26 protein-coding genes, 1 tRNA gene and 1 other RNA gene are annotated in these 25,607 nt (G+C 70.8%); 20 read left to right on the forward strand and 8 right to left on the reverse strand.

Annotation, left to right across the window (positions count from 1 at the left end):
* Positions 1 to 187: 187 nt before the first annotated feature.
* Together gluQRS and HF999_RS05780 are read right to left on the reverse strand one after the other, a co-directional pair.
* Complete coding sequence (gene gluQRS / locus HF999_RS05775) at positions 188 to 1,039, reverse strand: tRNA glutamyl-Q(34) synthetase GluQRS (protein ID WP_068571441.1); 852 nt, start codon at positions 1,037 to 1,039, stop codon at positions 188 to 190.
* Positions 1,036 to 2,001, reverse strand: a complete 966-nt coding sequence (locus tag HF999_RS05780) for a helix-turn-helix transcriptional regulator (RefSeq protein ID WP_168544965.1) — start codon at positions 1,999 to 2,001, stop codon at positions 1,036 to 1,038. Before HF999_RS05780 ends, gluQRS begins: the two co-directional genes overlap by 4 nt.
* 63 nt (positions 2,002 to 2,064) lie before the next feature.
* Between HF999_RS05780 and HF999_RS05785 the strand changes: the two genes are divergently transcribed.
* The 5 genes from HF999_RS05785 to HF999_RS05805 all read left to right on the forward strand — a co-directional run bounded on the left by HF999_RS05785 (position 2,065) and on the right by HF999_RS05805 (position 6,900).
* On the forward strand, positions 2,065 to 2,595 hold the full coding sequence (locus HF999_RS05785) for a DinB family protein (RefSeq protein WP_168544966.1): 531 nt from the start codon (positions 2,065 to 2,067) through the stop codon (positions 2,593 to 2,595).
* A gap of 58 nt (positions 2,596 to 2,653) precedes the next feature.
* A complete protein-coding gene (locus tag HF999_RS05790) occupies positions 2,654 to 3,682 on the forward strand; it encodes an ATP-dependent DNA ligase (protein ID WP_168544967.1) in 1,029 nt (342 codons plus the stop codon).
* Positions 3,683 to 4,768, forward strand: coding sequence for a DNA polymerase domain-containing protein (locus HF999_RS05795; protein WP_168544968.1), 1,086 nt, complete (start codon positions 3,683 to 3,685; stop codon positions 4,766 to 4,768). It abuts the gene before it with no gap.
* Between the two features lie 18 nt (positions 4,769 to 4,786).
* Complete coding sequence (locus HF999_RS05800; RefSeq protein ID WP_168544969.1) at positions 4,787 to 5,308, forward strand: hypothetical protein; 522 nt, start codon at positions 4,787 to 4,789, stop codon at positions 5,306 to 5,308.
* Between the two features lie 68 nt (positions 5,309 to 5,376).
* Entirely contained in the window at positions 5,377 to 6,900 is a 1,524-nt protein-coding gene (locus tag HF999_RS05805) for an esterase-like activity of phytase family protein (RefSeq protein ID WP_168544970.1), read from the forward strand.
* 57 nt (positions 6,901 to 6,957) lie between these two features.
* On the opposite strand, the gene HF999_RS05810 is transcribed toward HF999_RS05805, so the two are convergent.
* Positions 6,958 to 8,550 carry a PE-PPE domain-containing protein gene (locus HF999_RS05810; RefSeq protein WP_168544971.1) on the reverse strand — a complete coding sequence of 531 codons (1,593 nt, stop codon included), beginning with the start codon at positions 8,548 to 8,550 and terminating at the stop codon, positions 6,958 to 6,960.
* Positions 8,551 to 8,636: 86 nt separating this feature from the next.
* Positions 8,637 to 9,479, reverse strand: coding sequence for an alpha/beta fold hydrolase (locus HF999_RS05815; protein WP_168544972.1), 843 nt, complete (start codon positions 9,477 to 9,479; stop codon positions 8,637 to 8,639).
* An 88-nt stretch (positions 9,480 to 9,567) separates the two neighbouring features.
* Here HF999_RS05815 and HF999_RS05820 point away from each other — a divergent pair, with 88 nt between their 5' ends.
* Positions 9,568 to 10,008 (forward strand): SRPBCC family protein, encoded by a 441-nt coding sequence (locus HF999_RS05820; RefSeq protein WP_210733520.1) that lies wholly within the window; start codon positions 9,568 to 9,570, stop codon positions 10,006 to 10,008.
* Between the two features lie 61 nt (positions 10,009 to 10,069).
* Here HF999_RS05820 and HF999_RS05825 read toward each other — a convergent pair.
* A tRNA-Ser gene (locus HF999_RS05825) sits at positions 10,070 to 10,158 on the reverse strand.
* 61 nt (positions 10,159 to 10,219) lie between these two features.
* On the opposite strand from HF999_RS05825, the gene ffs reads away from it, so the two are divergent.
* From ffs to HF999_RS05855, 6 genes are all read left to right on the forward strand, one after another.
* Positions 10,220 to 10,314, forward strand: an RNA gene (gene ffs, locus HF999_RS05830) — signal recognition particle sRNA small type.
* A 34-nt stretch (positions 10,315 to 10,348) separates the two neighbouring features.
* Positions 10,349 to 11,635, forward strand: a complete 1,287-nt coding sequence (locus tag HF999_RS05835) for an aspartate aminotransferase type Ic (RefSeq protein WP_168544974.1) — start codon at positions 10,349 to 10,351, stop codon at positions 11,633 to 11,635.
* A gap of 29 nt (positions 11,636 to 11,664) precedes the next feature.
* Positions 11,665 to 12,945 carry a glycosyltransferase 87 family protein gene (locus HF999_RS05840; protein ID WP_168544975.1) on the forward strand — a complete coding sequence of 427 codons (1,281 nt, stop codon included), beginning with the start codon at positions 11,665 to 11,667 and terminating at the stop codon, positions 12,943 to 12,945.
* Positions 12,935 to 14,167: a threonine/serine exporter family protein gene (locus HF999_RS05845; protein ID WP_312854033.1), complete on the forward strand. Its 1,233-nt coding sequence runs from the start codon at positions 12,935 to 12,937 to the stop codon at positions 14,165 to 14,167. Before HF999_RS05840 ends, HF999_RS05845 begins: the two co-directional genes overlap by 11 nt.
* A 100-nt stretch (positions 14,168 to 14,267) precedes the next feature.
* Positions 14,268 to 14,852 carry a M48 family metalloprotease gene (locus HF999_RS05850; protein WP_168544976.1) on the forward strand — a complete coding sequence of 195 codons (585 nt, stop codon included), beginning with the start codon at positions 14,268 to 14,270 and terminating at the stop codon, positions 14,850 to 14,852.
* A gap of 77 nt (positions 14,853 to 14,929) precedes the next feature.
* Positions 14,930 to 17,209: a DNA polymerase III subunit gamma and tau gene (locus HF999_RS05855; RefSeq protein WP_168544977.1), complete on the forward strand. Its 2,280-nt coding sequence runs from the start codon at positions 14,930 to 14,932 to the stop codon at positions 17,207 to 17,209.
* A 31-nt stretch (positions 17,210 to 17,240) separates the two neighbouring features.
* Here HF999_RS05855 and HF999_RS05860 read toward each other — a convergent pair whose 3' ends face one another.
* Together HF999_RS05860 and HF999_RS05865 are read right to left on the reverse strand one after the other, a co-directional pair.
* Positions 17,241 to 18,542, reverse strand: a complete 1,302-nt coding sequence (locus HF999_RS05860; protein ID WP_168544978.1) for a class I SAM-dependent methyltransferase — start codon at positions 18,540 to 18,542, stop codon at positions 17,241 to 17,243.
* 1 nt (position 18,543) lies between these two features.
* Complete coding sequence (locus tag HF999_RS05865) at positions 18,544 to 19,941, reverse strand: FAD-binding oxidoreductase (RefSeq protein WP_168545102.1); 1,398 nt, start codon at positions 19,939 to 19,941, stop codon at positions 18,544 to 18,546.
* Positions 19,942 to 20,130: 189 nt separating this feature from the next.
* On the opposite strand from HF999_RS05865, the gene HF999_RS05870 reads away from it, so the two are divergent.
* On the forward strand, positions 20,131 to 20,571 hold the full coding sequence (locus tag HF999_RS05870) for an SRPBCC family protein (protein WP_168544979.1): 441 nt from the start codon (positions 20,131 to 20,133) through the stop codon (positions 20,569 to 20,571).
* Between the two features lie 73 nt (positions 20,572 to 20,644).
* Positions 20,645 to 21,526 carry a pseudouridine synthase gene (locus HF999_RS05875; RefSeq protein WP_376766477.1) on the forward strand — a complete coding sequence of 294 codons (882 nt, stop codon included), beginning with the start codon at positions 20,645 to 20,647 and terminating at the stop codon, positions 21,524 to 21,526.
* Here HF999_RS05875 and HF999_RS05880 read toward each other — a convergent pair.
* Entirely contained in the window at positions 21,499 to 22,287 is a 789-nt protein-coding gene (locus HF999_RS05880) for an N-acetylmuramoyl-L-alanine amidase (RefSeq protein WP_168545104.1), read from the reverse strand. The two genes, HF999_RS05875 and HF999_RS05880, sit on opposite strands and share 28 nt — an antisense overlap.
* Positions 22,288 to 22,416: 129 nt before the next feature.
* On the opposite strand from HF999_RS05880, the gene HF999_RS05885 reads away from it, so the two are divergent.
* Genes HF999_RS05885 through HF999_RS05910 form a run of 6 tightly spaced genes read left to right on the forward strand, consistent with a single transcriptional unit; the run spans position 22,417 to position 25,590 of the window.
* Positions 22,417 to 22,725, forward strand: a complete 309-nt coding sequence (locus tag HF999_RS05885; RefSeq protein ID WP_168544980.1) for a YbaB/EbfC family nucleoid-associated protein — start codon at positions 22,417 to 22,419, stop codon at positions 22,723 to 22,725.
* A 10-nt stretch (positions 22,726 to 22,735) separates the two neighbouring features.
* Entirely contained in the window at positions 22,736 to 23,383 is a 648-nt protein-coding gene (gene recR / locus HF999_RS05890) for a recombination mediator RecR (protein WP_168544981.1), read from the forward strand.
* Between the two features lie 3 nt (positions 23,384 to 23,386).
* Complete coding sequence (locus HF999_RS05895) at positions 23,387 to 23,932, forward strand: uridine kinase family protein (protein WP_168544982.1); 546 nt, start codon at positions 23,387 to 23,389, stop codon at positions 23,930 to 23,932.
* A gap of 33 nt (positions 23,933 to 23,965) precedes the next feature.
* On the forward strand, positions 23,966 to 24,562 hold the full coding sequence (locus HF999_RS05900) for a DinB family protein (protein ID WP_168544983.1): 597 nt from the start codon (positions 23,966 to 23,968) through the stop codon (positions 24,560 to 24,562).
* A gap of 9 nt (positions 24,563 to 24,571) precedes the next feature.
* Positions 24,572 to 25,069: an SRPBCC family protein gene (locus HF999_RS05905; RefSeq protein WP_168544984.1), complete on the forward strand. Its 498-nt coding sequence runs from the start codon at positions 24,572 to 24,574 to the stop codon at positions 25,067 to 25,069.
* Positions 25,066 to 25,590 carry a methylated-DNA--[protein]-cysteine S-methyltransferase gene (locus tag HF999_RS05910; RefSeq protein ID WP_168544985.1) on the forward strand — a complete coding sequence of 175 codons (525 nt, stop codon included), beginning with the start codon at positions 25,066 to 25,068 and terminating at the stop codon, positions 25,588 to 25,590. The genes HF999_RS05905 and HF999_RS05910 overlap by 4 nt, the downstream gene beginning before the upstream one ends.
* The last annotated feature ends 17 nt before the right edge of the window (positions 25,591 to 25,607 follow it).

A 25,607-nucleotide genomic window follows, 5' to 3' on the forward strand; every position in this document is an offset into this window, starting at 1 on the left:
CCGGGTCCACGACTCCAGTACCTCCCGGTCGCCGTCGCGCAGCGTCAACGCCGGAGCAGGATGATTCGCCATACCCCGATTCTCGCAGGCGTCGAACCGTTCAATGATTAACGACACGCGCCACTAGGCCGCAACGCTTCGGTCACGGGGCCCAAGGATCCTTGGGTTTCGTGACCGAAGTCTTCGGTCACAGCGGCAGGGTCCACGGCTCCCGGGGCAGCCGGGCGGGGTCGAAATCGTCCAGCATCTCGTGTGGCGTGCTCCCGCGCAGCCCCAGGCTCGCGGCGATCTCCGGCAGCACCACGCCCGCCCCACCGCGCTGGGCCAGGGTGACGGCACCGTCGCGCTTGGCCAGGCGGATGCCCGTGGGGCCCAGCACCATCGGTACGTGGGCGTAGGTCGCGGGGACGCCTCCGAGCAGTGTCGTGAGGTGGGCCTGGCGGGGCGCGGAGGACAGCAGGTCGTCGCCGCGGACCACCTGGTCGACGCCCTGGGCGGCATCGTCGACCACCACGGCCAGGTTGTAGGCGTAGGTGCCGTCGCCCCGGCGGAGCACGAAATCATCGACAACGCCGGTGTATTCGCCGTGCAGCACGTCCGTCACCGTGAACGCGTCGACTGCGGAACGCAGGCGCAACGCTGCCGGACGGTCCCGCCGCCGGACCGCTCGCTCGGCCTCGGTGAGATCGCGGCACGTGCCCGGGTAGGCCCCCTCGGGTGCGTGCGGCGCCGACGGAGCGGACAGGATCTCCCGTCGCGTGCAATAACACTCGTAGACGTCGAGCTTCTCCAGCGCCGCAGCGTACCGGTCCGTCCGGGCAGACTGCCGGACGACGGGCCCGTCCCAGTCCAGCCCGATCGAGGTGAGGTCGGCGAGCTGGCGGGCCTCGGCGCCGTCCGCCACCCGGTCGAGGTCCTCGACGCGCAGGAGGAACTCGCGCCCCGTCGAGCGGGCGAACAGCCACGCGAGCAGGGCCGTGCGCAGGTTGCCCACGTGCAGGTCGCCCGACGGACTGGGGGCGTACCGACCGGCTGTCATCGTTCCAGTCTACGAACGCCGCGGACCCGGCCGAGGTTCTCGGCCCAGCGCGCCACGTGCTCGACGAGCTCCGGCGGCTCGACCACTGTGACCGGCGCGCCGAGGACCGCGATCGCCATGGCCGGCCAGTCCAGGGACTCGGTCTCCATCCGGACGACGGTGGCGGCACCGTCGGACTCGATGTGGGCGTACGGGCCGATCGCGGCCCGGACGCGCTCCTCGGGGGCATCGACGAGGAACTCGATGCGCCGACTCGGCGTCCGCGCGACCGAGGAGCGGACATAGGCCGCGGCGTCCTCGGCGGGCAGTTCGCGCGGACGGAACCGGACCCCGGTTCGCGACGGTGCACCCATCCGGTCGAGCCGGAAGCTGCGCCAGTCGTGCCGGTGCAGGTCGTAGGCCACGAGGTACCAGCGGCGCCCGAGTGGCACGAGCCGCATCGGCTCGGCGAGCCGGTCCGTGCGCGCGCCGTCGGCGGCGGTGTAGCCGAATTCGATCCGCTCCTCGGCGCGGCACGCCTCCGCGAGGCCGGTGAGGATGCGCGGGTCGGCCGCCGGGCCACCGGTGAGGACGGCGGGCTGGGTCACGGCGCCCAGTGCCTCGACGCGCTTGCGCAGCCGCGGCGGCATCACCGCCGCGACCTTGCCGAGCGCGCGCACGGAGGTCTCGGCGATGCCGGCGATCCCGGCCTGGGCCGCAGTCTGCAGGCCGACGGCGATCGCCACGGCCTCCTCGTCGTCGAGGACCAGCGGCGGCAGGGCGGCACCGGCGGCGAGTTGGTAGCCACCGTCCACACCGCGGGTGGCGTTCACGGGATAGCCGAGCTCGCGCAGCCGCTCGATGTCGCGCCGCAGTGTGCGAACGGAGACCTCCAGCCGATCGGCCAGTTCGCCGCCCGGCCAGTACCGGTGCGTCTGCAGCAGGGACAGCAGTCGCAGGGTTCGGGAGCTCGTGTTGGCCATGTCTTCCAGTGTGTTTTCCATTAAGGACAGAAACTGACACTAATACCTCATAGCGTCGTCCACATGACCGAGACACAGAACATCTCCGCAGAGCGCACCGACATCGTCGACCTCCTCGCCGAGCGCAGGCATTTCCTGCGTTTCACCGCGCAGAACCTCACCGACGAGCAGGCGAACACCCGCAGCACCGTCAGTGAGCTGACCGTCGGAGGCCTGATCAAGCACGTCACCCAGGTCGAGAAGGGGTGGCAGCAGTTCGCCCGCGGCGAGGGGCACGTGATGGCGGACGTCGATTGGGAGAACCCCACGGGTGGGCAGGTCGAGGCTTTCCAGAACGGCTTCCGACTGGTCGACGGGGAGACTCTGGAGTGGGCGGTGGCCGAATACGAGCGCACGGGCGCCGTCACGGACGAGCTGGTGCGCACCCTCGACCTGGACGTCGCGTACGAGCTGCCCGAGGCGCCGTGGCAGCCGCCCGGCGTGTTCTGGACGGTGCGCCGGGTCTTCCTGCACATCGCCGCGGAGACCGCGCAGCACACCGGTCACGCCGACATCATCCGCGAGAGCATCGACGGACAGAAGAGCATGGGCTGACGGGTTCCCGTCCGCGGGTCCGGTCCGATTGTCGGACCCGACGCCTACGATCGGACCCGTGGACCTCCCCGTGAACCCGCCGTTGGACCCGATGCTCGCGAAGGCCGCCAAAGCGGTGCCGGGCGAGGGGTACTCGCATGAGCCCAAATGGGACGGCTTCCGCGCCCTGATCTTCCGCGACGGTGACGAGGTCTTCATCGGATCGCGCAGCGGCAAGGATCTCGGTCGCTACTTTCCCGAGGTGGTCGCCGCCGCCCGCGCGGAGCTCCCCGAGCGGTGCGTGCTCGACGGGGAGATCGCCGTGGCGGTGCATCGGGAGGGCCGCAAGCGGCTCGACTGGGAGTCGCTGTCGCAACGGATCCACCCCGCGCAGTCACGGATCACGAAGCTCGCGGAGGAGACGCCGGCGATCTTCATCGGCTTCGACGCGCTCGCGATGGCGGACGTGGACCTGACCGGCAAGCCCTTCAGCGCGCGCCGCGAGGTATTGGTCTCCGCCTACGCGGGGACGGGAACCTGCAAGATCAGCCGCGTCACCACCGACGCCGCGGTGGCCGCCGACTGGTTCGAGCGGTTCGAGGGCGCCGGGCTGGACGGGGTGATCTCCAAGCGGATCGACGGACACTACCTGCCTGGCAAGCGCGAGATGATCAAGGTCAAGCACGCCCGCACCGCCGAGGCGGTGGTCATCGGCTACCGCATGCACAAGTCGCAGCCGAACGCCGTGGGGTCCGTCCTGCTCGGGCTGTACCGGGACGAGGAGCTGCTCTCGATCGGCGGCATCGGTGCGTTCACCGCCGCCAAGCGCGAGGAGTACCTGCAGTTGCTCGAGCCGATGCGCACCGCGGAGTCCGCGCAGGGCGAGCCGAACCGGTGGTCCTCGGCGGAGAAGACCGGGGAGTGGGTGCCGGTGCGGCCCGAGCTGGTCGTCGAGTTCGACTACGACCAGATGGAGGGCATGCGCCTGCGGCACACCGCGAAGTTCAAGCGCTGGCGCCCCGACCGCGCACCGTCGAGCTGCGGATACGACCAGCTCGACGTGCCGGTCAACTACGACCTCGACGACGTGCTGCAGGAGGGGAGATAGATGGCCAAGGCCCCGGCAGCCGAGGTGATCGTCCCCGGGCCCGACGGTGACCGCGCCGTCCGGGTGTCGAGTCCGGACAGGGTCATCTACCCCGCGACCGATCTCACCCCCGAGGTGTCCAAACTCCAGGTGGCGCAGTACTTCGCGGCCGTGGCCGAGCCGCTGCTCGGCGCCATCGGCGACCGCCCCACGGCGCTGGAACGGTGGCCAGGTGGTGTGCACCCCGGCGGGCGGTTGGCGCAGGGCCCGCACGACAAGGACGCCGACGGTTTCTACCAGAAGCGGATGATGCGCGGCGCGCCCGAGTACGCGAAGACGGTGCGCATCGCGTTCCCGTCCGGCCGGCCCGCCGACGAGTTGTGTCCCACCGAGCCCGCCATTCCGGTGTGGTGTGCGCAGATGGGCACCCTCACCTTCCACCCGTGGCCGGTGCGCAGTGCGGACGTCGACCATCCCGACGAGCTGCGGATCGATCTCGATCCCCAGCCCGGCACCGACTTCCGTGACGCCGTGCGCGTCGCGGGCGTGGCGCGCGAACTGGCCGACGATCTCGGCCTGCGCGCGTACTGCAAGACCTCCGGCAACCGGGGCGTGCACGTGTTCGTGCGGATCGCCCCGCGCTGGGACTTCGTAGACGTGCGGCACGCCGCGATCGCCTTCGGTCGGGAGTTGGAGAAGCGTGACGACGGCGTCACCACCGCATGGTGGAAGGAGGAGCGCGGGGAGCGGATCTTCGTGGACTACAACCAGAACAGCCGCGATCGCACCATCGCCTCCGCGTGGTCGCTGCGGGCCGTGCAGGGCGCCACCGTGTCCACTCCGCTCGCCTGGGACGCGCTCGCCGAGCTGCGGGATCCCCACGAGCTCAACCTGTTCACCGTGCCCGAGCGCCTCGCGGAGGGGAATCCCTGGGCCGGCATGGACGACATCGCCCATGACCTGACCCCCCTCCTCGAGAAGTGGGACGAGCACCCCGTCGAACTGAACTACCCGCCCGACTACCCGAAGATGCCCGGCGAGCCGCCCAGGGTGCAGCCCAGCAAGAAGGTCGCCGAGCACTGGGACGCCCAGGGGAACAGGCTGTAGTCGGAGGTGGGAGCGGGCATGCTGGACCTGCGGGACTTCTCCCTCGTTCGCATGGACCGGGGCACGTACATGTGGGTCGACCTCAAGACGTTCGTGATCACGGGTGTCGCCACCGACGACGAGCTGTTGGCCGCCCTGATGGCGACGCCCGCCTATCGCGACGACTACTGCTCGCCGTTCGACCCGGCACGCATGGACTATCCCGGCGCCCCGCGCCATGCGAATTGGTGGCTCGACCGCCTCGCGCCGTCCATGTTCACGCGAGTCGTGGCGGCGCACGCAGTGGACACCGTGACGTCGTGGGCGGTGGATCAGGAGTGGGGCGATGGCTACGCGGGTCCCAGCGACGAGACCCGAAACAGGCTGCGGGACGAGGTCTTCTCGCTGTTCGCCGGCGGTGATGTGCTCGAGTTCCAACCGCCCGGGGACGACGCCTTCCATGACTACGGCGGCGTCGTCGGCTGCACCGGCTACCACGAGTTCGTCGTCATCGACCGCGGGTCGGGAGTGCTCCACCTGATCGTGGCTGCGGACGACTGATGCATGGCGGATCCGCTGCGGCGATCACCGTCCACGCACGGTTCACGGAGGTCTGGTAAGCACAGGGCATGCGTTCACGTCGCCATCTCGTCGTCGCCCTCGTGGCCGTCCTCGCGGGCGGCTCGCTCGTCGCCTGCTCGCCCGGCAAGGGGGAGGATGCGGCCAAGCTCGACCTCAAGACCGGGGCCGGCTCGCCGCTCACGATCAACGCCGGACAGCTGGCGCGTCTCGCGCAGGGCGGCGCGGTCGTCGACATCAAACCGACGGCCGACGGCACCGTCGAGGCGGCCAAGGGCGGCGCCCTGGTGTTCAAGCCCAGGCCCGGCTTCACCGGATCGGTCCAGCTCAAGGCGGTCGTCTCGCCCGCGGTGGCGCTGTACTCGTCGGACATCGCGCCGCTCGCCACCGTCGGCGGAGTGTCCGTGGACGGCAGCGGCTACGGCTCGGCGTGGACGCCGGTCCCCGGCGCGCAGGGCGAGTTCTACGGACTCACCGACCGCGGCCCCAACGTCGACGGTCCCGGGAAGGACGAGAAGGTGTCGGTGACGCCGGACTTCACGCCGCAGATCGGCCGGTTCTCCCTCGCGGACGGGGTGGTGAAGTTGACCAGCGTGATCACGCTCAAGGGTCGCGACGGTAAGCCGCTCAACGGCCGGAACGACACGGCCGCGCCGACCGGGGAGAAGATGCTCGACCTCGATGGCCGGGAGATCCCGCCGACCGACCACGGCATCGACCCCGAGGGGCTCGTCGCGCTGCCCGACGGTTCCTTCTGGGTGTCCGACGAGTACGGGCCCTTCCTCATCCACTTCGATGCCAACGGCCAGGAACTCGATCGCCTCGTGCCCGGCAGGGGGCTGCCGGAGGTGCTCAAGTCGCGCACGCCCAACCAGGGCATGGAGGGCCTCACCGTGACGCCCGACGGTACGCGCCTGGTCGGGATCATGCAGTCGGCGCTCAACGTCCCGGGCCTGAACGGCAACGCGAAGGAGGTGCCGGCCGCGCGGATCGTCGTCGTCGACCTCAAGACCAAGGCCGTCCAGCAGTTCGTCTACCTCCTGGACAACCCGAAGGACACCAAGAAGGCGGTCTCCGAGATCACCGCGATCTCCAACACGGAGTTCCTCGTCGACGAGCGCGACGGCAAGCCCGCTCCCCGGGCGAACAAGACCGTCTACCGGATCAGCCTCGACGGTGCCACCCCGCTCGGTGAGCAGACCCCCGAGACGATCGTGGGCGTGAGCACGACGGTCGAGGCGGAGGCGGCGCTCAAGGGTGCCGGGATCACCCCGGTCCGCAAGACGACGGCCCTCGACCTCAGCGGCCTGGTGGACAAGCTCAACCCCGCCGGGACCTTCTTCGGCCACGACAAGGTGGAGGGCCTCGCGACCACCGACGGCGGGAAGACCCTGTTCATCGCCAACGACAGCGACTTCGGACTGGCGGGGATCGCGGGCCCGAAGCCGCCCTTCCAGCTCAAGGCGAAGATCCTGGCGAACGGTCTGCAGGACAGCCTCGAGGTGCTCAAGGTCGATACCTCGCGGTTGAACGAGCCCGTCGTGGAGCGGACGATCACGGTCACCGTCGGGTAGGCGCGCCCGCGGCAGGGCACGCAGACCCCGCAGCGTTCCGCTGCGGCGAGTGGTGGCTCAGGCCGCCGCGGGGGTCACCTCGGTCTGGTCGGCGGAGTCCTTCTCCGACACGGACCTCGACGGATTCGACGGTGCGTTCGCGCTCGACGCCGATCCGGCCGGCGGTTCGGCCGTGGCCGTACCCGTTTCGGGCTCGGCATTGCTCGTTCCGCCCGGTGCGCCCGGTGCGCCCGGTGCGCCCGGTGCGACCGGTTCGGGCGTCGCCGTGTCGGTAGGCGTGGGAGCTCGCGAAGCCGTCTCGGTCGGTGCGGTGACCGGGGTCGGGTCGGTGGCGGTCGGGGGATCGGCGACGGCGGAGGGCTCGGCCTGCGATGTCGTGTTCGGCAGCGGGGCAGCGCTTCTGGCGAGCTGTAGCGGAGTCGACCGATCGACCGTCGAGGGCGCGGGTGTCGGGACGGCAGCCGAGTCGGTGGCCGAGTCGGCTGCGGTGTCCGGCGCGGTCGCGGTCGGCTTCGGCGCCAGGTAGCGCGATGCGTCGCCCGTGCCCGTCGCGGCCTGGCTCACGCCCTGGACCGCGGCGCCGAGCAGGTCACCGCTGAGCCGCACCGGATCGATGGTGGGCAGCAGCCCGAAGGGCGTCGCCTTCCCGTAATCGGAGCGGTCGTAACCGGTCTCGATGATCACGCGCGCCAGCGGGGAGACGAGGTCGACGAACGGCCGGACGAGAGCGGTCGTGCCGGTCGCGGCGCCGAGGTCGAGCAACGGCAGCATGAGCGGGAGGATCTTCGCCGGCAGCGTCACGTAGCGGGTGTCGCCGCTCACCTGGCAGTAGGTGCCGGCGGTGCAGCTCGCGGTGGCCGCCGCGACGGCCGCGCGGACCTCCTCCGGCGTGTACCCGATCGGCGTCGCCGACGGATCGTCGGAGCCCTTGGGCGCCAGCATCTTCCCGTGCACGTACCAGAATCCAGCGAGCGCGTTGGCGGTCGCGAGGAGGTTCACCGGGTACTTGGGGAAGTCGGTGACTCCGTCGTACTGGAAGCCCACGTCGGTGGTGTTGACCGGCCGGGTCGAGGTGCCGGTGTTCGTCGGCGTTCCGGGGCCGAAGGTCACGTCGAGGATCGGGATGTGTCCCAGGAACGAGGGCCGGGTGAAGAGCCCGCCGTTCGGGCGGCTCGCGTTGCCGATGAGTACGAAGGAGACGTTGTCGGGCACACCGCCGTCCTCGGCGAACTGCTTCTTCACCGCCGTGACCACCGCGCCGCCCTGGGAGTATCCGAAGATCACGATCGGATCGCTCTTGTCCGCCGTGCCGTACGCCTTGTTCAGGCTCGCGACGCCGCTGGCGACGGAATCGTCCCACTTGGCGCCCTGCAGGCCGCCCCAGCCGGCGAGGGGAATCGGCCAGAACTCGGCGAGGTAGGGCACGGGCTTCGCGACGCAGGAGGTCGCGCCACACGCGCCGGTCGGCTGCACGTAGTAGCCGACGACGTTCTCCTGGTACCCCGTCACCTTCGACGGATCCTTGGTCCCTGTTCCGGGGACGACGAGCACCGTCGTGGCCGCCCAGACGACCGCGGAGGTGAAGGTGAGGGCGATCGCACCGAACAGTGCGACCAGGACTAATCCGAGCTTGCGGGCGGTTTCGCGCATGACGATGCGGCCTCTCGTGTTCAGGTTGTGCTCAGTTTTGCACGGCTCGCCCAGGTGTGCCTGCGAATTCATTCCGCCCGCGGTGACTACCGTCCGGCGGCTGCGCGCACCCGTTCTGCGCGGTCGGGGAGCAGGTGGCCCGCGCCGGGCAGCAGGGTCACCGCGGCGTCGCCGAATGCGGCGCGCGCGTGGGCCGCGGCCCGCGGACCGTCGAGCATCTTGTCGCGCTCGCCGAACGCGGCGCTGACCGGCGCGGTGATCCTCGCCAGGGCCTCGTCGGCGAAGACGGGCAGCCCGTCGGTCCGCGGCCGGAAGGCCCGGAAGGTGAGGTCGCTGAACGCCGCGAGGTCGCGCGCGAGGCCGGGCTCGTCCGACGGCGTCCAGCCGGTGAAGTAGCGCATCGCCGCCCGCCGGCCGGGCGCTCCGAGCAGGCTCAGCAGTCCCGCGACCAGCAGCGGCGCGGTCCGGCGCGGCCCGAGTCCGCCCGGTGCCAGCAGGCCGAGCGAACGCACCCGCGACGGGTGCTCCGTGGCGTAGTCCAGCGCCACCCAGCCGCCGAGCGACTCGCCGATCACCGCCGCGTGCGGCGCACCGAGGGCATCCGTCACGCCGGCGAGCCACGCGGCGTGCGCCCCGGGTTCGAGGAGGAGCCGTTCCACGACGGTGCCGCCCGGCTCGCCCGGCAGGTCCAGGGCGTGCACGCGATGCGCCTGTGCCAGCAGGGGGATCTCCGACGCCCAGTTCAGCGACGTGCCGCCCGAGCCGTGCAGCAGCACGACCGTGGGTGCACCGTCGGGCCCGGCACTGAGGACGTGCGTCCCGTCGACGACGGTGCGCTCCACGTCCGGCAGGTACGCCGACAGCAGACGCGCGTACTCCTCGCGCACCTCGCGGGCGCCGTCCTCACTGCGGAATCGGTCGTCGGTCATCGCGTTCCCCCTCGTTCGGTCCCAGTCTGGCAGGACCGAAGCTCTCCGGTGAAGGTCAGGACCGTGCTGTACTGGTCCGGTGTTCGAGATGGAGCGCGACCCGGCGATCGTGGAGCTGGACCGCTTCGTGCCGTGCACGCCCGCCGTGGTGTGGCGGGCCCTCACCGAGCCCGAGATCGTGGAGCAGTGGCTGGTGCGATCCGTCGGGCTCCGGCCCCAGGAGGGCACCACGTTCATCCTCGAGATCCCGTCGCACCCGCCCGGCGAGGTGTCCTGCGAGGTGAGCGCCGCCGTCCCCGGCGAGCGCTTCACCCACAGCTACACCGACCTTCGCGCCGCCAGGCCCACGCGGTGGGTCGTGGACTGGCTGCTGGTCCCGGAGGGGAAAGGCACCCGCGTCGTCATGACGATGTCGGGCTTCGACTCGGGCGATCGTCAGCAGATGTTCGCCCGCAACGCCGCGGAGCGCGGCTACCGCAACACCCTGATCCCCAAGTTGGCCGACGCCGCGATAGCCCTCGACAACTGATCGGCGCCACGCGGATACGGGAACGGCCCGCGACCAACAAAGCTGGTCACGGGCCGTTCCGTGGCGGAGGATAGGGGATTTGAACCCCTGAGGGCTATTAACCCAACCCGCGTTCCAGGCGAGCGCCATAGGCCACTAGGCGAATCCTCCGTGGACCACTGTAGACGAAGGCCCCCGTCGACCCAAACGGGGCCGGACCCGTATAGTGGTCCACGGACTCCGCGCGGCGTCCATCCTGTGAACTCCCCCAGGGCGGGAACGCAGCAAGGGTCAACGGGCTCTGGCGGGTGCGCGGAGTCCCCTTTATGTCCGGGCCCGATTTCCGCCGGAGGCGCACCCGATGTCCACCTATGTGTCCCTGAGTCAGACCGAACTCGCCGATGTCCACGCGAAGCTGACGGAGCTGTTCGAGACGCTGAAGGCCCAGGGGTTGAAGCTGGACCTCACCCGCGGCAAGCCGGCGCCCGACCAGCTCGACCTGTCGAACGCACTGCTCGCGCTGCCCGGTGAGGGGGACTACCGCGCCGCGGACGGCACCGACACCCGCAACTACGGCGGCCTCGCCGGCCTGCCGGAGCTGCGCGCGATCTTCGGTGAGCTGCTCGGTATTCCGGTGTCGAACCTCTACGCGCAGAACAACTCCAGTCTTGAGATCATGCACCGCCTGATCACCCTGGCGTGGATCCACGGCACCGTCGACGGTGAGCGGCCCTGGGGCGCAGAGGAATCGGTCAAGTTCCTGTGCCCGGCCCCGGGCTACGACCGGCACTTCGCCATCACCGCCGAGTTCGGCATCGAGATGATCGTGGTGCCGCTGAACCCGGACGGCCCCGACATGGCGGTGGTCAAGGATCTGGTGGCGAACGACCCGTCGATCAAGGGCATCTGGACCGTGCCGAAGTACGCCAACCCCACGGGCGCGGTCTACTCCGAGGAGGTCACCCGGGAGCTGGTCTCGATGCCGACCGCCGCGCCGGACTTCCGCATCTTCTGGGACGACGCGTACGCCGTGCACCCCCTGGTGGGCGACGCACCGTCGGACCCGGACGTCCTGGGCATGGCCGCCGAGGCGGGGCACGCGAACCGGCCGTACGTCCTGGCCAGCACCTCGAAGATCACCTTCGCGGGTGCCGGCGTGAGCTTCTTCGGCGCCTCGACCGAGAACCTGGCCTGGTACGGCAAGTACACGGGGTTGACCTCGATCGGGCCCGACAAGGTGAATCAGCTGCGGCACGCGCGGTTCTTCGGCGACGCGGAGGGGGTGCGCGCCCACATGCGCAAGCACCGCGACCTGATCGCGCCCAAGTTCGCGCGGGTGCTGGAGATCCTCGAGGCCCGGCTCGGCGCGGCGAAGGTCGCCTCCTGGAGTGAGCCGACGGGCGGCTACTTCATCAGCCTCGACGTGCTCGACGGGACGGCGAAGCGCACCATCGCCCTGGCGAAGGAGGCGGGCATCGCCCTGACGGCGGCCGGCGCCACCTTCCCGCACGGGAAGGACCCGCACGACAGCAACATCCGACTCGCGCCGACCTTCCCGTCGATCGATGAGCTCGAGACCGCGATGGACGGCGTGGCGACCTGTGTACTCTTGGCTTCTGCGGAAAAGCTGATGTCGCAGCCCGAATAGGGCGCGCGAAGAGCAGGAGGATCGCGCCGGTGGCGGACGAGAACAGCCGGCGGTTCCCCCGGCAGTGGTGGGTGCTAGCGCTCTTCGCGGTGTCCGCGGGGGCCGCCGTGTGGCAGCAGTTCGTCCGGATCCCGTTCTCCACGCCGATGTACGGGTTGTTCCACAATCAGATCGACGCGGAGGTCTATCGCAAGGGCGGTCAGATCGTGGCCCGCGGCGGTGCGGGCCTCTACGACGGTGCGCTGCTCAACGACATCCTGCCCTTCACCTACACGCCCTTCGCCGGCGTGCTGTTCGTGCCGCTGAGCTGGATGTCCACGGACGTGATGCGCTGGGTCTGGACCGTGGCGGTGCTGCTCGCGCTGCTGGCGTGCATCATGATCGCGTTCCGCTTGCTGGGCTTCGCCCGGGACTGGCGCCTGTGGTTCGCCGGGGTCTGCCTGACCCTCGTGGCGACGGTGCTCGAGCCCGTCCGCACGACGATCTGGTTCGGCCAGATCAACGTCTTCCTCATGCTGCTCCTGCTGTGGGATCTGGGGCGGCCCAGCGGTGCACGGTTCAAGGGGCTCAGCATCGGCATCGCCGCGGGCATCAAACTCACGCCCGCGTTCTTCCTCGCCTACCTCGTGGTCACCAGGCAGTGGCGGGAGGCGCGGAACGCCCTGGGCGCGCTCGTCGGCACCGTCGTGGTCGGCTTCCTGGTGATCCCGCACGAGTCGTGGCGGTACTGGTCCGGCACGTTCCTCGACGCCAACCGGGTCGGTGAGCCGAACCAGGTGGGCAACCAGTCCATCAACGGCCTCATCGCCTTCCTCACCCACGCCGAGAAGCCCTCGACGGCGATCTGGCTCGCGGTCGCGGTGCCGGCCGCGCTCGCAGGCCTGGCCGTCGCCGCGTGGGCGCACCGCCGTGGCGAGACACTGCTGGCGATCACCGTCGTCGGGCTCACGGCATGCGCCGTGTCGCCCTTCTCGTGGGGGCACCACTGGGTGTGGATCGTGCCGCTGCTGGTCCTGCTGCTCGGCCGGGCGCTGCAGGCGGACACGGGGACGGAGCGCATTCTCGCGCTGCTCCTGGCCGCCGGGCTCGTCGCGGCCACCTTCATCTGGGTGACCTACTTCCCGCATCTGCAGCCGACGGGCGTCGACGACGTGCACGACACCTACGCCATCGGCATCTTCCTGCGGCCGATGGCCGATCCACTGCTCAAGGCCCTCGCCGGCGGCGTCTACGTGTGGATCTTCGCGGCGACGCTGATCGGTGCCACCTGGCATCTGCGGCGCACGGATCGGGCCGACCGTGCAGCCTGATCGCCTCGCCGAGGACCGTCGGCTGCTCGCCTACCTCGGCACCGCGATGATCGCCGGGGGCCAGCCCGTGCACGAGGTCGAGTACGACCTCAAAGGCGTCGCCACGGCCCTCGGCTATCCGCTTGCGCAGGTCGGTGCCACACCGACGGGGCTCACGCTGGGGCTCGAGCCCGGGGCCGCCGCCAGCTTCGAGTCCGTCGACGGTCCGCTGCGGCTCGACCAGTCGGCCGTCGTCGCGGACGTCCGACGGGGCCTCGTCCGGCGCACGCTCTCGGTCGACGAGGCCTTCGCCCGGCTCGGCAACCTGCGCTCGCTGCCGCACCACTATCCGCGCTGGGTGCAGGACATCTCGTGGCCCGCGATCGCCATCGGCATCGCGATGCTGCTGCAGCCGGGGTGGCCGAACATCCTCGCCGCAGCGATCGGCGGGGTCGTCGTGATGCTGCTGGTCAAACTCGCCGGGCGGGTACGGCTCGCCGCGACGCTGCTCCCGACGATCGCGGCGTTCGTGGTGGGCACGGGCGTGTTCGCCGCCGCGCAGGCGGGCTGGCTCGACGGTCCGCTGCGCACCCTCCTCGCGCCGCTCGCGGTCCTGCTGCCGGGCGCGCTCGTGGTGACCGGCATGTCGGAGCTGGCCGCCGGCGCGATGGTGGCGGGTAGCGCCCGGCTCACCTTCGGCACGGTGCAGTTGCTGCTCTTCTCGCTCGGCGTCCTCAGCGCGACGACGGTGCTCGGCGTCGCACCCGAGTTGCTGGCGAACGTGCGGGTGAACCAGCTCGGGACGTGGGGGCCGCCGGTCGGGCTCGCGGTGATCTGCGTCGGGGTGTGCCTCAACGAGGGAGCGTCCATGCGGCTGCTGCCCGCGATCGCGCTGGTGGTGGCGGCGGCTTTCGGAGCGCAGCTCGCAGGGCAGGCGGTATCGGGAGCGGTGCTGGGCGGGTTCCTGGGCGCGATCGCGGGCAGCCTGGGCGCGTCGCTGGTGGCGTATCTGCGGCCGCAGCTGCCCCGGCTCGTGGTCTTCCTGCCCGCGTTCTGGGTGCTGGTGCCCGGCAGCCTGGGACTACTGTCCGTCACCTCGGTGGGCATCGACCCGCAGCAGGGCGTGCGGACCGTGGTCGACGTCGGCGCCGTCATCTGCGCCCTGGCGTTGGGCCTGCTGTTCGGATCCGCGATGGCCCAGGCCGCCGCCGGTCAGCTCGCGCGGGTGCGCACACCTCGGTAACGGGGTGTTCCGGGCCGCTGCTCCCGGCTTTCGGCCTCTCCGCCGTCGGTGCGCCCGCTACCGTGGGGTGCAGACGTGAACGTCGAGGGGGAGGGCCCACATGTATCCGAACGTTGTACCGATTCCACGCGTCTACCGCGCGCTCGCGCTGATCCAGGCGCTGATCGCCGGGCTCACCCTGGTGGGCCTCGTGATCTGGTGGATGTCGTCGTACTCGTCGACGGGGAACGAGTACGACAGCGACCTCGGCTTCGGCGGGATGATGTTCCTCCTGCTGGCGCCCGTGCTGATCCAGGTGGCGCTCCTGTTCGTGCCGCTCATCGGGCTCGCCGTCTTCGTCGCGCGCGGGTCGCTTCCGGCCCGCGTCGCCAGTTGCTGCATCTGGGGCGTGCTCATGCTGCTGGGTATGGTCGCGGTGCAGGTGCACCCGGCCTACGTGCTGGTGCTGTTCGTCTCGCTGTGCATGCTGCTCGCGATCTCCTTCGCCGACCGCCTCGGCGGTGCCCGCCCGCCGCAGCCGCCGGTGCCGGGCCCGGGACCGGGGCAGTTCGCACCACCGCCCCCGTATTCGACGGGGCAGTTCCCCGCGGTCCCGCCGCACCACACCGGGCAGTTCCACGCCGATCCGCCGTCCCCGTCGGACCGGTTCCCCGCGAGCCCGCCGCCGTCGGACGAGCGACCGTGACGGCGCCGTCCGCGGGAAGTGCGGACGGTGTCGGAGCGAGCTGCGCCGCTGTCGGACCCTGCCGGTAACCTGGCACCGTGGCTCTCTATCGGAAGTACCGTCCAGCGACGTTCGCCGAGGTCGTGGGCCAGGAGCACGTCACCGAGCCGCTGAGTACGGCGCTCGATTCCGGCCGCATCAACCACGCCTACCTGTTCTCCGGACCGCGCGGCTGCGGCAAGACCTCGTCGGCCCGCATCCTGGCGCGCTCGCTCAACTGCGAGCAGGGCCCCACGAGCACGCCGTGCGGGGTCTGCAACTCGTGCGTCGCACTCGCCCCCGGCGGCCCCGGCAACCTCGACGTCACCGAGATGGACGCGGCCAGCCACGGCGGTGTCGACGATGCGCGTGAACTCCGTGATCGCGCCTTCTACGCCCCGGCGGAATCGCGCTACCGCGTCTTCATCGTCGACGAGGCGCACATGGTCACGCCGCAGGGCTTCAACGCTCTGCTGAAGATCGTCGAGGAGCCGCCGGAGCACCTCATCTTCATCTTCGCCACCACGGAACCGGAGAAGGTGCTCACCACCATCCGCTCCCGGACGCACCACTACCCGTTCCGGCTGCTGGCGCCGAACGTGATGCGGCCGCTGCTGGAGCGGATCACGGGCGCCGAGCACGTCGCGGTCGAGCCGCAGGTCTATCCGCTGGTGATCCGGGCCGGCGGCGGCTCCCCGCGTGACTCGCTGTCGATCATGGACCAGTTGCTCGCCGGCGCGGGTGCTGAGGGCGTCACCTATCAGCGCGCCCTCGGCCTGCTCGGCGTCACCGATACGGCGCTCATCGACGCCGCGATCGACGCCCTCGCCACCGCTGACGGTGCCGCGCTCTTCGGCGCTGTCGAGCGGGTGATGGAGGCCGGGCACGATCCCCGTCGGTTCGCCACCGACCTGCTGGAGCGCCTACGCGACCTGATCCTCTTGCACACCGTGCCCGATGCGGCCGATCGCGGTCTCATCGACGTCCCGGTGGACGTGCTCGAGACCATGCGCGGCGAGGCCGCGAAGCTGGGCCTGGCCACGCTCACCCGGTGTGCGGAGGTCACGCACGCCTCCCTCGCCGAGATGCGCGGCGCCACATCGCCCCGGCTGTTGCTCGAGGTCATGTGTGCGCGCATGCTGCTCCCCGCCGCCGACGACTCGCAGGCCGCCCTGCTCCAGCGCATCGAGGCGCTCGAGCGCCGTCCCGCCGGTGCGCCGCTCGCCGTCGGGTCGGTGCCCACCGGTCCGGTGTCCGACGGTGCCGCCCCTGCCGCTCCCCAGCCCGACGGTGCTTCCCGGTTCGTTCGGCCCAGCCAGCGGCAGGCGGAGACCTCTCCCGCGGCTCCGCCGGAGCCCGCGGCGCCGGCGCCCGCAGCGCCGGCGCCAGCAATGCCGGAGCCGGCGACTCCGGAACCCGCCAGTGCGGCGTCGGTCATGCCGGAGCACGCGGCACCGGAGGTCGTTACGCGCGAGCCGGCGCCGGTCATCGAGTCCGAGCCGGTGTTGCACAGGCCGGCTCCGGAGCCCGAGCGTGCCCCGGAGCCGACGGCCCCGGAGCCGACCGCCGAGCCCGTCGCTGCGTCTGAGCCCGTCGCTGCGCCTGAGCAGGGCGGGGCGGCGCGCGCGGAACCGACCGCACCCGAACCGGTCGGACCACCCGAGCCCGAACCCGCACCTCAATCGGCCCCCGCACCTCAGTCGGCCCCCGCGGCGGCGCAGGCCCCGTCGGGTCCGTCGATCGACGAGGTCCGTACCGCCTGGCCCAAGGTGCTCCGCGCGGTCAGCGGCCGCAGCAAGGTCACGGCCACGCTGATGACGAACATGCAGGTGCTCGGCCTGTCGGGTGATGTCCTGCATCTCGCGCTGCCGATCCCGGCGCTGCTCGGCCGATTCAGCGATCAGCAGCACGTGGGCAACCTCCGCGAGGCGGTCCGCGAGGTCTTCGGCACCCAGTGGAACGTCGAGGTCGGCGACGGCAGCGGCGGTGCTCGCCCGCAGCAGGGTGCGTCCGCGGCGCCGCCGCAGCAGCGCCCGGCCGCAGAGCCGCAGCGCAAGGCCCCGCCCACCTTCGAACGCCGCAGCCGCGCGGGCGATCAGCGGCCCGACCCCCGGCCCGCGGCGCGGGAGAACCGCGCACCGTCGCACCACGACGACATCCCGCTCCCGCCCGAGCCGGACCCCGAGCCGGCGCCGGTCGAGGAGATCTCCGAGGAGGAGATGATGGACGCGGCGCACCGCGAGGACGCGGTGTCGGGCGCTTCCTCAGCGCCCCGCCGCGATCCCGATGAGATCGCGCTGGAACTGCTGCGCAACGAGCTCGGCGCCCGCCCGATCTGATCGAGGCGAGCGCCGAGCTCGGGGTGGGCGGCTAGGCCTCCCACCAGGGGCGCAAGGGCAGGTCGCCGGCTCCGCCCTTCGCGTCCAGCTTCACCGCCAGAACCTGATGGAGCTGGACCACGTTGCGCTCGAAGCCGAGCCGCGATCCGGCCATGTACAGGCCCCAGACCCGGGCGGTGCCGATGCCCACCTCGGCCACGGCCTCGTCCCAGTTGGCGTCCAGGTTCTTGCACCACTCCGCGAGGGTCAGCGCGTAGTGCTCGCGCAGGTTCTCCTCGTGCCGAACCTCCATGCCGCCGATGTCCTGGATCGCGGCGATGACCTTGCCGGAGCCCGTGAGTTCCCCGTCGGGGAAGACGTACCGGTCGATGAACTGGCCGCCCTTGCCCGACAGCTTGTTGTCGTGCCGGGTGATCGTGTGATTGAGCAGCAGCCCACCGGTTTTCAGCTTGTCGCGCAGCGACGTGAAGTACGACGGGTAGTTGTGCACGCCGATGTGTTCCGTGAGGCCGATGGAGCTGATCGCGTCGAAATCGCCCTCCCGGACGTCGCGGTAGTCGCTGTAGCGCACCTCGGCGAACTCGCCGAGGCCCTCGGCTTCGATCGCTGCCTGCGCCCACTGCGCCTGCTCCTTGGAGAGCGTCGCGCCGATGGCGTGCACACCCCGCCGGGCGGCGTAGCGCACCATGCCGCCCCAGCCGCAGCCGACGTCGAGCAGCCGGTCGCCGGGCTTCAGCCGGAGCTTCTCGAAGACCAGGCGGTACTTGTTCTCCTGCGCCTCCTCGAGCGTGGCGTCCGCATTCGGGTAGCAGGCGCACGTGTAGGTCATCGACGGGCCGAGGACCAGTTCGTAGAACCGGTTGGACACGTCGTAGTGGTGCTGGATGGCGTCCGCATCCCGGGCCTTGCTGTGCCGCAGTCCTTCTGCGATGCGGCGCCAGCGGGGGATCGCCTCCTGCGGTGGCGGTGCCACGGGGATCATCCGCTCGGCCCCCACGGACCGCGCGATCTGCGCGATCAGCTTCGGCCCGGGCTTGGCGAACTGCAGGTCGTCCGAGAGCGCCTTGAGCGCCTCGTACGGATCTCCCGGGGGAGCGCCGATCAGCTCGAGGTCGCCGGCGATGTAGGCGCGGGCGAGGCCCATGTCTCCGGGGGCCGTTGCGAGATACGTGGTTCCGCGTGGGGTGAGCAGGTCCAGCCCGTACTGTGCATCGTCCGGGCCGGCGGAAGAGCCGTCGTAGGCCCGCACGCGGACAGCGAGATTCCCGCCCGCGACCTTCTCGATGATCTCCGCGAGACTCAGCTTCGGGAGATGCTCCGTGGCGCGCGTCAAATCACTGCCTCCTGACTGTCTTGTCGTACAGGCCCAGGAGACGATCGTCCGGATCGTACTGGGACTTGTACTTCTCCAAGTGGATTCCGCCGTAGAGCTCGTCGAACTCGGCGCGCTCGTAGAAGGCCTCGGAGTACAGGGACTTGTGTCCACCGAGCTCCGAGACCTTCTCCTCGATCAGGCGGTTCGCCCGGCCCTCGATCTGGCCGGGTTGCTTCGGGACCGCGGACCAGAACCCGACGTTGACGTAGGTCTCGCCGGGCTCCAGCGGGTAGAGCGGCCACGGCCGATCGGCGTCGGCGCTCAGCGGTAGTGGTTCACGCAACCGTAACGGGCACAGCCAGATCGGCTCGATCGGGATCTCGGCGAGGAACCACTCGAGGAACTCGGTGGTCTCGTCGATGTGCACCTCGATGTCCTGCACCACGCGCTCGCCGTGCGGCTCGCCCTTACGGTCCGATAGCCGATCGCCGATGTCCCACTTGCGGTCCAGTGCCACGAGCTTCCAGTAGAAGCTGCTGCGCAGCAGGTTTTTCGGCCAGAGTCGTCGGACGGTGGGGTTCTGCGCCCCGAAGGCCCGCGAGCACCAGAACCAGTCGGTGTCCCACCGCCACAGGTAGTCGTGGGTGGTCAGCCGGTCCCGGGTCACGCCGTCGGCGTGCTGGATCGACCGGTAGTAGATCTCCCGGCCCGTGTAGTCGCTGACCGGCCCGTCCTCGTCGGTCTTACGGCCCAGGACGAGGTAGGACTCGTCGGCGGAGAAGACCACGCCGTCGAGGTAGTCGACCGGTTCGCCGTCGTACGCGCGCTCGTCGACGATCCGGGTCATCGTGTCCTGCAGGTCGTCGAGCGTGTGGAAACGAACATGACGCAGCTCCACGTACCGCCCCACCGGCTCCAGCTCGATGGTGAGCCGGGTCGAATAGCCCAGTGTGCCGTATGAATTCGGGAATCCGAAGTAGAGGTCCGCGTGCGGCCCGTCCGGTGCGGCGGTCACGACCTCGCCCGCGCCCGTCAGGATGTCCATCGAGCGGACCGCCTCGTGCGGCAGGCCGGCGCGGAACGAGCTCGACTCGATGCCCATGCCGGTCACCGCGCCGCCGAGGGTGATCGTCTTGAGCTGCGGCACGACGGTCGGAGCCAGCCCGAAGGGCAGCGTCGCCGCCACGAGGTCCTCGTAGGTGCACATCCCGCCGACATCGGCCGTGCGCGCCTGCGGGTCGATCGAGATCACCTCGCTCAGGCCCGAAACATCCAGGCCGGGCGCGTCCGTCGCGGCCCGGGCCCGGAACAGGTTCGAGGTCTTCTTGGCCAGGCGCACCCGGGCGCCGGCGGGAATCGCGCGATAGCTGGCGAGCAGGCGCTCGAGCCCCTCTCGGTAGGCGGATTCGCCCCCGATCGCGACGGTGGTCGGGGTGCGGGCCGGCGCGGTACTGCGATCGCTCACGTTTACCGACGCTATACCTCTCGGGCGCGCCGCGCGCGGGTCGTTACCAATTGGTTAGGCTGGCGTTGAACACGTCGGCGCGCCGACGTCCATGCCGCCGGTACCGCCGTCGGTACCGTCACCGAAGAGGATCGAAGTACGTTGGCCCAGGTAACCGCCACCAAGTCCACCACCATCGCCGCGGCGCCCGAGACCGTTCTCGCCGCGATCGCCGACTACACCCGGCGGGCCGAGATCCTGCCCCCGAACTACCGCGACTTCCGCGTGGTCGAGGGTGGGCAGGGCGCCGGCACCGTCGCCGAGTGGGTCCTGCAGGCGACCGAGAAGCGCTCGCGGAACGTGCGGGCCACCGTCACCGTGTCCGGCGACTCCGTCACCGAGACCGACGCGAACAGCTCGATGGTCACCGTCTACCGCGTGACCGGCACCGGAGACCAGTCCACCGTCACGGTCACCACCACCTGGCAGGGGGCGGGCGGCATCGGCGGCTTCTTCGAGAAGACCTTCGCCCCCAAGGGCCTCGCCCGCATCTACGACGAGCTGTTGACCAACCTCAAGGTGCAGGTCGAGTCCAACGGCTAGGCGCCCCCGCCGGCATCGCGGCGCCCCGGTCGCGCCGCTGCCGCTGCGCGACGGGGTCGACCCGACGCGCCTCGTGATCGCCGAGGAGGAGGCCGGGCGCACGCTCGGTGATGTCCTGGAGGCCCGGTTCCCGGGCACCTCCGAGTACGTGATCCGGGAGAGCGCCAACGGATGCGTCCTCGGGTCCGACGGTGCGCCGCTCGCCCCGTCGACGCCGGTCACCGCCCGGCAGGCGGTGTGGATGTACCGCGAGCTGCCCGACGAGGTCGACGTGCCCTTCGCGATGCCGGTGCTCCACGCCGACGAGCGGATCGTCGTGGTGGACAAGCCGCACTTCCTCGCGACCATGCCCCGCGGGGCGCGGGTGGTGCAGAGCGCGCTGGTTCGGCTGCGCCGCGAGCTGGGTGAGCCCCTGCTCTCGCCCGCGCACCGCTTGGACCGGCTCACCGCCGGCGTCCTGCTGTTCACCCGCGACCCGGCGGTGCGCGGCGCGTACCAGCAGCTGTTCGCGACGGGCAGCGCACGCAAGGAGTACATGGCGCTGGCACCCATCCGGCCGGGCCTGGACCTCCCCGTCGTCGTGGAGTCCCGGATCGAGAAGACGGCGGGCATCATGCGGGCCTACGAGGTCGACGGGCCGGTGAACGCGCGGTCGCACGTCGAGCTGGAGGCGGAGGTCCCGGACGGCAGGGGCGGCACCGTCGGGCGGTACCGACTGCGCCCGGAGACGGGGAAGACGCACCAGCTGCGGCTGCACATGTCCGGTCTCGGCGTCCCCATCCTGGGCGATCCGCTGTACCCGGAGCAGCGGGACGTGGTCGATGGCGATTTCACCGACCCACTGCGGCTGTTGGCCCGCAGCCTGGCCTTCGTCGACCCGATCGACGGCGCCGAGCGCGAGTTCGTCAGTGATCGGGTGCTCTCCGGCTACCTCGTCGCGCCCGAACCCAGGTAGGCGGCGATCCCGGCGGCGATCGCGTCGGCGAGCCGCTGCTGGCCGTCCGCCGATTCGAGGACCTTGGCCTCGGAGGCGTCCTTGAGGTTGCCCGCCTCGACGAGTACGGACGGCACCGTCGACAGGTTGAGCCCGGCCAGGTCGGACCGGGGGTAGAGACCGCCGGATCCGATGTAGGTCGCCGGGGTGAACCCGCCCGTGGTCAGCGCGGCCACCATCGCCTTGGCGTACACGGGATCGGCGTTCTGCTGCACGGCGTTGAGCGGCGGCGAGGAAAGATTCACGTGAAACCCTCGGTTGCCGGGAGCGGAGCCGTCGGCGTGGATGCTCACGGCGGCGTCGGCGCCCCACGTGTTGGCGGCCGCGGCGCGGGCGTCGATGCACGGTCCGACGGAGGTGTCGTCGGTGCGGGAGAGCATCACCTGGGCACCGGCGGCGGTGAGCACCTGGTACAGCTTGTAGGCCACGGCGTAGTTGAAGGTGTGCTCGGGCACGCCGTTCACGCTGGTGGTGCCGGTGGTCTGGCAGGGCTTGGTCCCGCCGCGACCGGTGGGAACCTGCTTGTCGATCGACGCGTCGTTGGCGCCGTTGTGGCCGGGATCGACGAAGATCTTCTTCCCGGTCAACGTGCCCGCGCCGAGCGGCGCCGCGTTGTTCACGAGCGCCGGCGCGTCGGACGATAGTCTGGAGGGAGCGGCCGCGTCCCGTCGCTGTCCGGCGTCACCGATGGTGCAGCCGGAGAGGACCAGCGCGGGGATCATGGTCGCGGCCAGGAGGGCGGAACGGCGGTTCTTCACAGATCGCACTGTACCGCCCCAACCGGCACAGTGGTATCACGAGTAACACGAATCGGACATTGCGGGTCGCGAGACCGGCGTAGGGAGACAAGCATGCAGCCCGGAGGCTCGATGGAAGACCTGATGGCCCAGGTCGGCGCGATGCAGCAGCAGCTCATGGCGGCACAGCAGGAACTCGCGGTGACCACCGTCGAGGGGCAGGCCGGCGGCGGCCTCGTCAAGGTCGCCGGCACCGGCGACGGCCAGGTGACGTCCGTGACCATCGACCCCAAGGTGGTCGACGCGGATGATGTCGAGACCCTGCAGGACCTGGTCCTGGGTGCGCTCACCGATCTCCAGAACAACACCGCGGCGGTCGCGCAGCAGAAGATGGGCCCGCTGGCCGGCGGCCTGCCCTTCTGACGGTCGGCACGTGTACGAAGGACCCGTTCAGGAGCTCATCGACGAGCTGGCCAAGCTCCCGGGAGTAGGGCCGCGCGGCGCCCAGCGCATCGCGTTCCACCTCCTGGGGGTGCAGCCCACCGACATCGACCGGCTCACCAATGCCCTCGTCCGGGTGCGCAACGACGTGCGCTACTGCGAGGTGTGCGGCAATGTCTCGGCGGAGACGCGCTGTCGGATCTGCTCCGATCCGCGGCGCGACACGTCGAAGATCTGCGTGGTCGAGGAGGCCAAGGACGTCCAAGCGGTGGAGCGCACGCGCGAGTACCGCGGGCTCTACCACGTGCTCGGCGGCGCGCTGAACCCGATCAAGGGCGTCGGACCGGACAAGCTGCGGATCCGGGAACTGCTCGTGCGGCTCGGAACCGCGGTCGACGGGGTCGATGTGGACGAGGTGATCATCGCCACCGATCCCAACACCGAGGGCGAGGCCACCGCGGCGTTCCTGGTCCGGATGCTCAAGGACTTCCCGGGACTGAGCGTGACCCGCCCCGCTGCGGGCCTGCCCATGGGCGCCGAGCTCGAGTTCGCGGACGAGCTGACCCTCGGCCGCGCGATGAGCGGACGTCGTACCCTCGCCGAGCCGCCCCGCGTGCTCGAAGAGATGCCGCCGAGCTGACCCGTGAACGCCGCTGACGTGCTGGCCCGGCTGGGCGCGCCCGAGGGCATCGTGGCCGTCGACGGGCCCTCCGGGGCCGGCAAATCGACCTACGCGCAGAGGCTCGTCGACGATCTCCGGGCCGCCGGTGCCCGGGTCGCCCTGGTGCGCACGGATCATTACGCGACCTGGGACGACCCGGTGTCGTGGTGGCCGCAGCTCGTCGCCGAGGTGATCGACCCGCTGATGCGCGGCCGCGACGCCTGCTATCGCCCGATGGTCTGGCGGGACGGCGTCCCCGCGCCGGGTGAGGAGCTGCGCCTGCCGTGGGCCCCGCTCATCGTGATCGAGGGCGTCTCCAGTGCACGCCGTGCGTTCGCCGACCGGATCTCGCTGGCACTGTGGCTCGACGGCGGCACCGCGCAGGAGCGGCTGGAGCGCGCAGTCGCGCGCGACGGCGAGGAGGCCCGCGCGGAGCTCGCCCGCTGGCAGGAGTTCGAGCGCGGCTGGTTCGCGGTCGACGGTACGCGGGAGCGCTGCACGATCGTCGAGTCCCCGGTCGGAGCCTAGAAACCTATCGGTGCAGTGTGGAAGGGTCGGGATATGGATGCCCCGCCGAGCGAGAAGGCGCTGAAGGCCGACCGGCAGCACTACCTGGACCAGGCGCGCAACGCGCTGATCTGGAAGCTCGACGGGCTCGGCGAGTACGACCTGCGCCGTCCCATGACGCCCACGGGCACGAACCTCCTCGGGCTGGTCAAGCATTGCGCAATGGTCGATTCCGGGTATCTCGGCGGGTGCTTCGCGCGGCCCTTCCAGCATCAGTACCTGCCGGATCCGCTCGCGCCCGGGGCCGACCCGAACGATGACCTGTGGGTGCGCGCCGACGAGTCGACCGAGGCGATCCTCGATCTGTTCGCGCAGTCGCGCGCCCATGCCACGGCCACCCTCGCGGCGCTCCCGCTCGGCACCACCGGCACAGTGCCGTGGTGGGGCGAGCGCGGGCGCGCCGTCACCCTGCACAGGCTCGCGGTGCACACCTTCTACGACCTCGACCGGCACGCCGGCCAGGCCGATATTGTCCGTGAACTGATCGACGGTGCCGCGGGCCTGCAAGCGGACAACGCCAACCTGCCGCAGGCGTACGACCGGCCGGCCCACCGGGCGCGGGTCGAAACGGCCGCGCGGGCCGCGGAATAGGATTCGAGCATGCGTCTGCGCGACAACCCCACCGTCGAGGTCTCCCGTACCGTGAACTGCTCGCCCGAACGGGCGTGGGCGCTGGTCACCGATATCGCGCTACCTACCACGGTCGGCGGTGAGCTCGAGCGCGTCGAATGGCTCGACGGTGCCACCTGCGTCGCCGAGGGAGCACGGTTCCGCGGGTACAACAGCAACGAACAGTTGGGGCAGTGGGCCACCGACTCCGTCATCGTCGAGGTGGAGGACGGGCGCCGCTGGGTATGGGCCGTCGGACTCGATGGCGATGTCCCCTGGGCCACATGGGGTTTCGAGGTCGATCCCGCCCGGCAGGGCGCGATCGTCCGGCAGTGGGCCCGGGTCGGCGACGGCGCCTCGCCCTTCGCCGCCGTGGTCGCTGCGCAGCCCGAGAAGGAGGGGCGCATCATCGACTACCGCCTCGGTGTCTGGCGGGCGGGTATGGAGGCCAACCTCGACGAGATCGCGCGGCGGGCACAGACGCCGTGACGGTCCGGTACGCCCTCTTCGATACCGCCGTCGGGCGGTGCGGGATCGCGTGGGGCGCCGACGGTGCCGTCACCGCTGTCCGGCTGCCGGAGGAGTCCCAGGAGGCGACGGCCGGCTACCTCGGCGGTGGCTCGGAGCCGTCCGATCCACCGGCGGAAGTGGCGCGGGTGATCGCCGCGATCGTCGACCTGGTCTCGGGCTCGAACCTCGACGACGACCTGGCCTGGGTGCCGCTGGACATGAGCGGGCTCACCGAGTTCCAGCGCGCCGTCTACGACGTGGCGCGTCACATTCCGCCGGGAGCCACGCGCACGTACGGCGAGATCGCCACGCAGATCGGCCTTCCCGGTTCTGCGCGGGCGGTCGGCCGGGCGCTGGGCGAGAACCCGTACCCGCCCGTCGTGCCCTGTCACCGCGTGACCGCGGCGAACGGCCTTACCGGGGGCTTCTCCGCCGGGGGCGGCGTGGAGACGAAGATGCGCCTCCTCGCGACCGAACAGGCGGTCCTGGGGCTCTGGTGACGTTGCGCCGGTCCTCC

It is taken from the genome of Tsukamurella spumae (assembly GCF_012396015.1).
Lineage (GTDB): Bacteria > Actinomycetota > Actinomycetes > Mycobacteriales > Mycobacteriaceae > Tsukamurella > Tsukamurella spumae.

Coding starts and splice junctions, on each gene's coding strand:
- gluQRS (WP_068571441.1), bottom strand. CDS start 1,039: ATGACAGCCGGTCGGTACGCCCCCAGTCCGTCGGGCGACCTGCACGTG.
- HF999_RS05780 (WP_168544965.1), bottom strand. CDS start 2,001: ATGGCCAACACGAGCTCCCGAACCCTGCGACTGCTGTCCCTGCTGCAG.
- HF999_RS05785 (WP_168544966.1), top strand. CDS start 2,065: ATGACCGAGACACAGAACATCTCCGCAGAGCGCACCGACATCGTCGAC.
- HF999_RS05795 (WP_168544968.1), top strand. CDS start 3,683: ATGGCCAAGGCCCCGGCAGCCGAGGTGATCGTCCCCGGGCCCGACGGT.
- HF999_RS05800 (WP_168544969.1), top strand. CDS start 4,787: ATGCTGGACCTGCGGGACTTCTCCCTCGTTCGCATGGACCGGGGCACG.
- HF999_RS05805 (WP_168544970.1), top strand. CDS start 5,377: ATGCGTTCACGTCGCCATCTCGTCGTCGCCCTCGTGGCCGTCCTCGCG.
- HF999_RS05810 (WP_168544971.1), bottom strand. CDS start 8,550: ATGCGCGAAACCGCCCGCAAGCTCGGATTAGTCCTGGTCGCACTGTTC.
- HF999_RS05815 (WP_168544972.1), bottom strand. CDS start 9,479: ATGACCGACGACCGATTCCGCAGTGAGGACGGCGCCCGCGAGGTGCGC.
- HF999_RS05820 (WP_210733520.1), top strand. CDS start 9,568: ATGGAGCGCGACCCGGCGATCGTGGAGCTGGACCGCTTCGTGCCGTGC.
- HF999_RS05835 (WP_168544974.1), top strand. CDS start 10,349: ATGTCCACCTATGTGTCCCTGAGTCAGACCGAACTCGCCGATGTCCAC.
- HF999_RS05850 (WP_168544976.1), top strand. CDS start 14,268: ATGTATCCGAACGTTGTACCGATTCCACGCGTCTACCGCGCGCTCGCG.
- HF999_RS05880 (WP_168545104.1), bottom strand. CDS start 22,287: ATGATCCCCGCGCTGGTCCTCTCCGGCTGCACCATCGGTGACGCCGGA.
- HF999_RS05885 (WP_168544980.1), top strand. CDS start 22,417: ATGCAGCCCGGAGGCTCGATGGAAGACCTGATGGCCCAGGTCGGCGCG.
- HF999_RS05900 (WP_168544983.1), top strand. CDS start 23,966: ATGGATGCCCCGCCGAGCGAGAAGGCGCTGAAGGCCGACCGGCAGCAC.
- HF999_RS05905 (WP_168544984.1), top strand. CDS start 24,572: ATGCGTCTGCGCGACAACCCCACCGTCGAGGTCTCCCGTACCGTGAAC.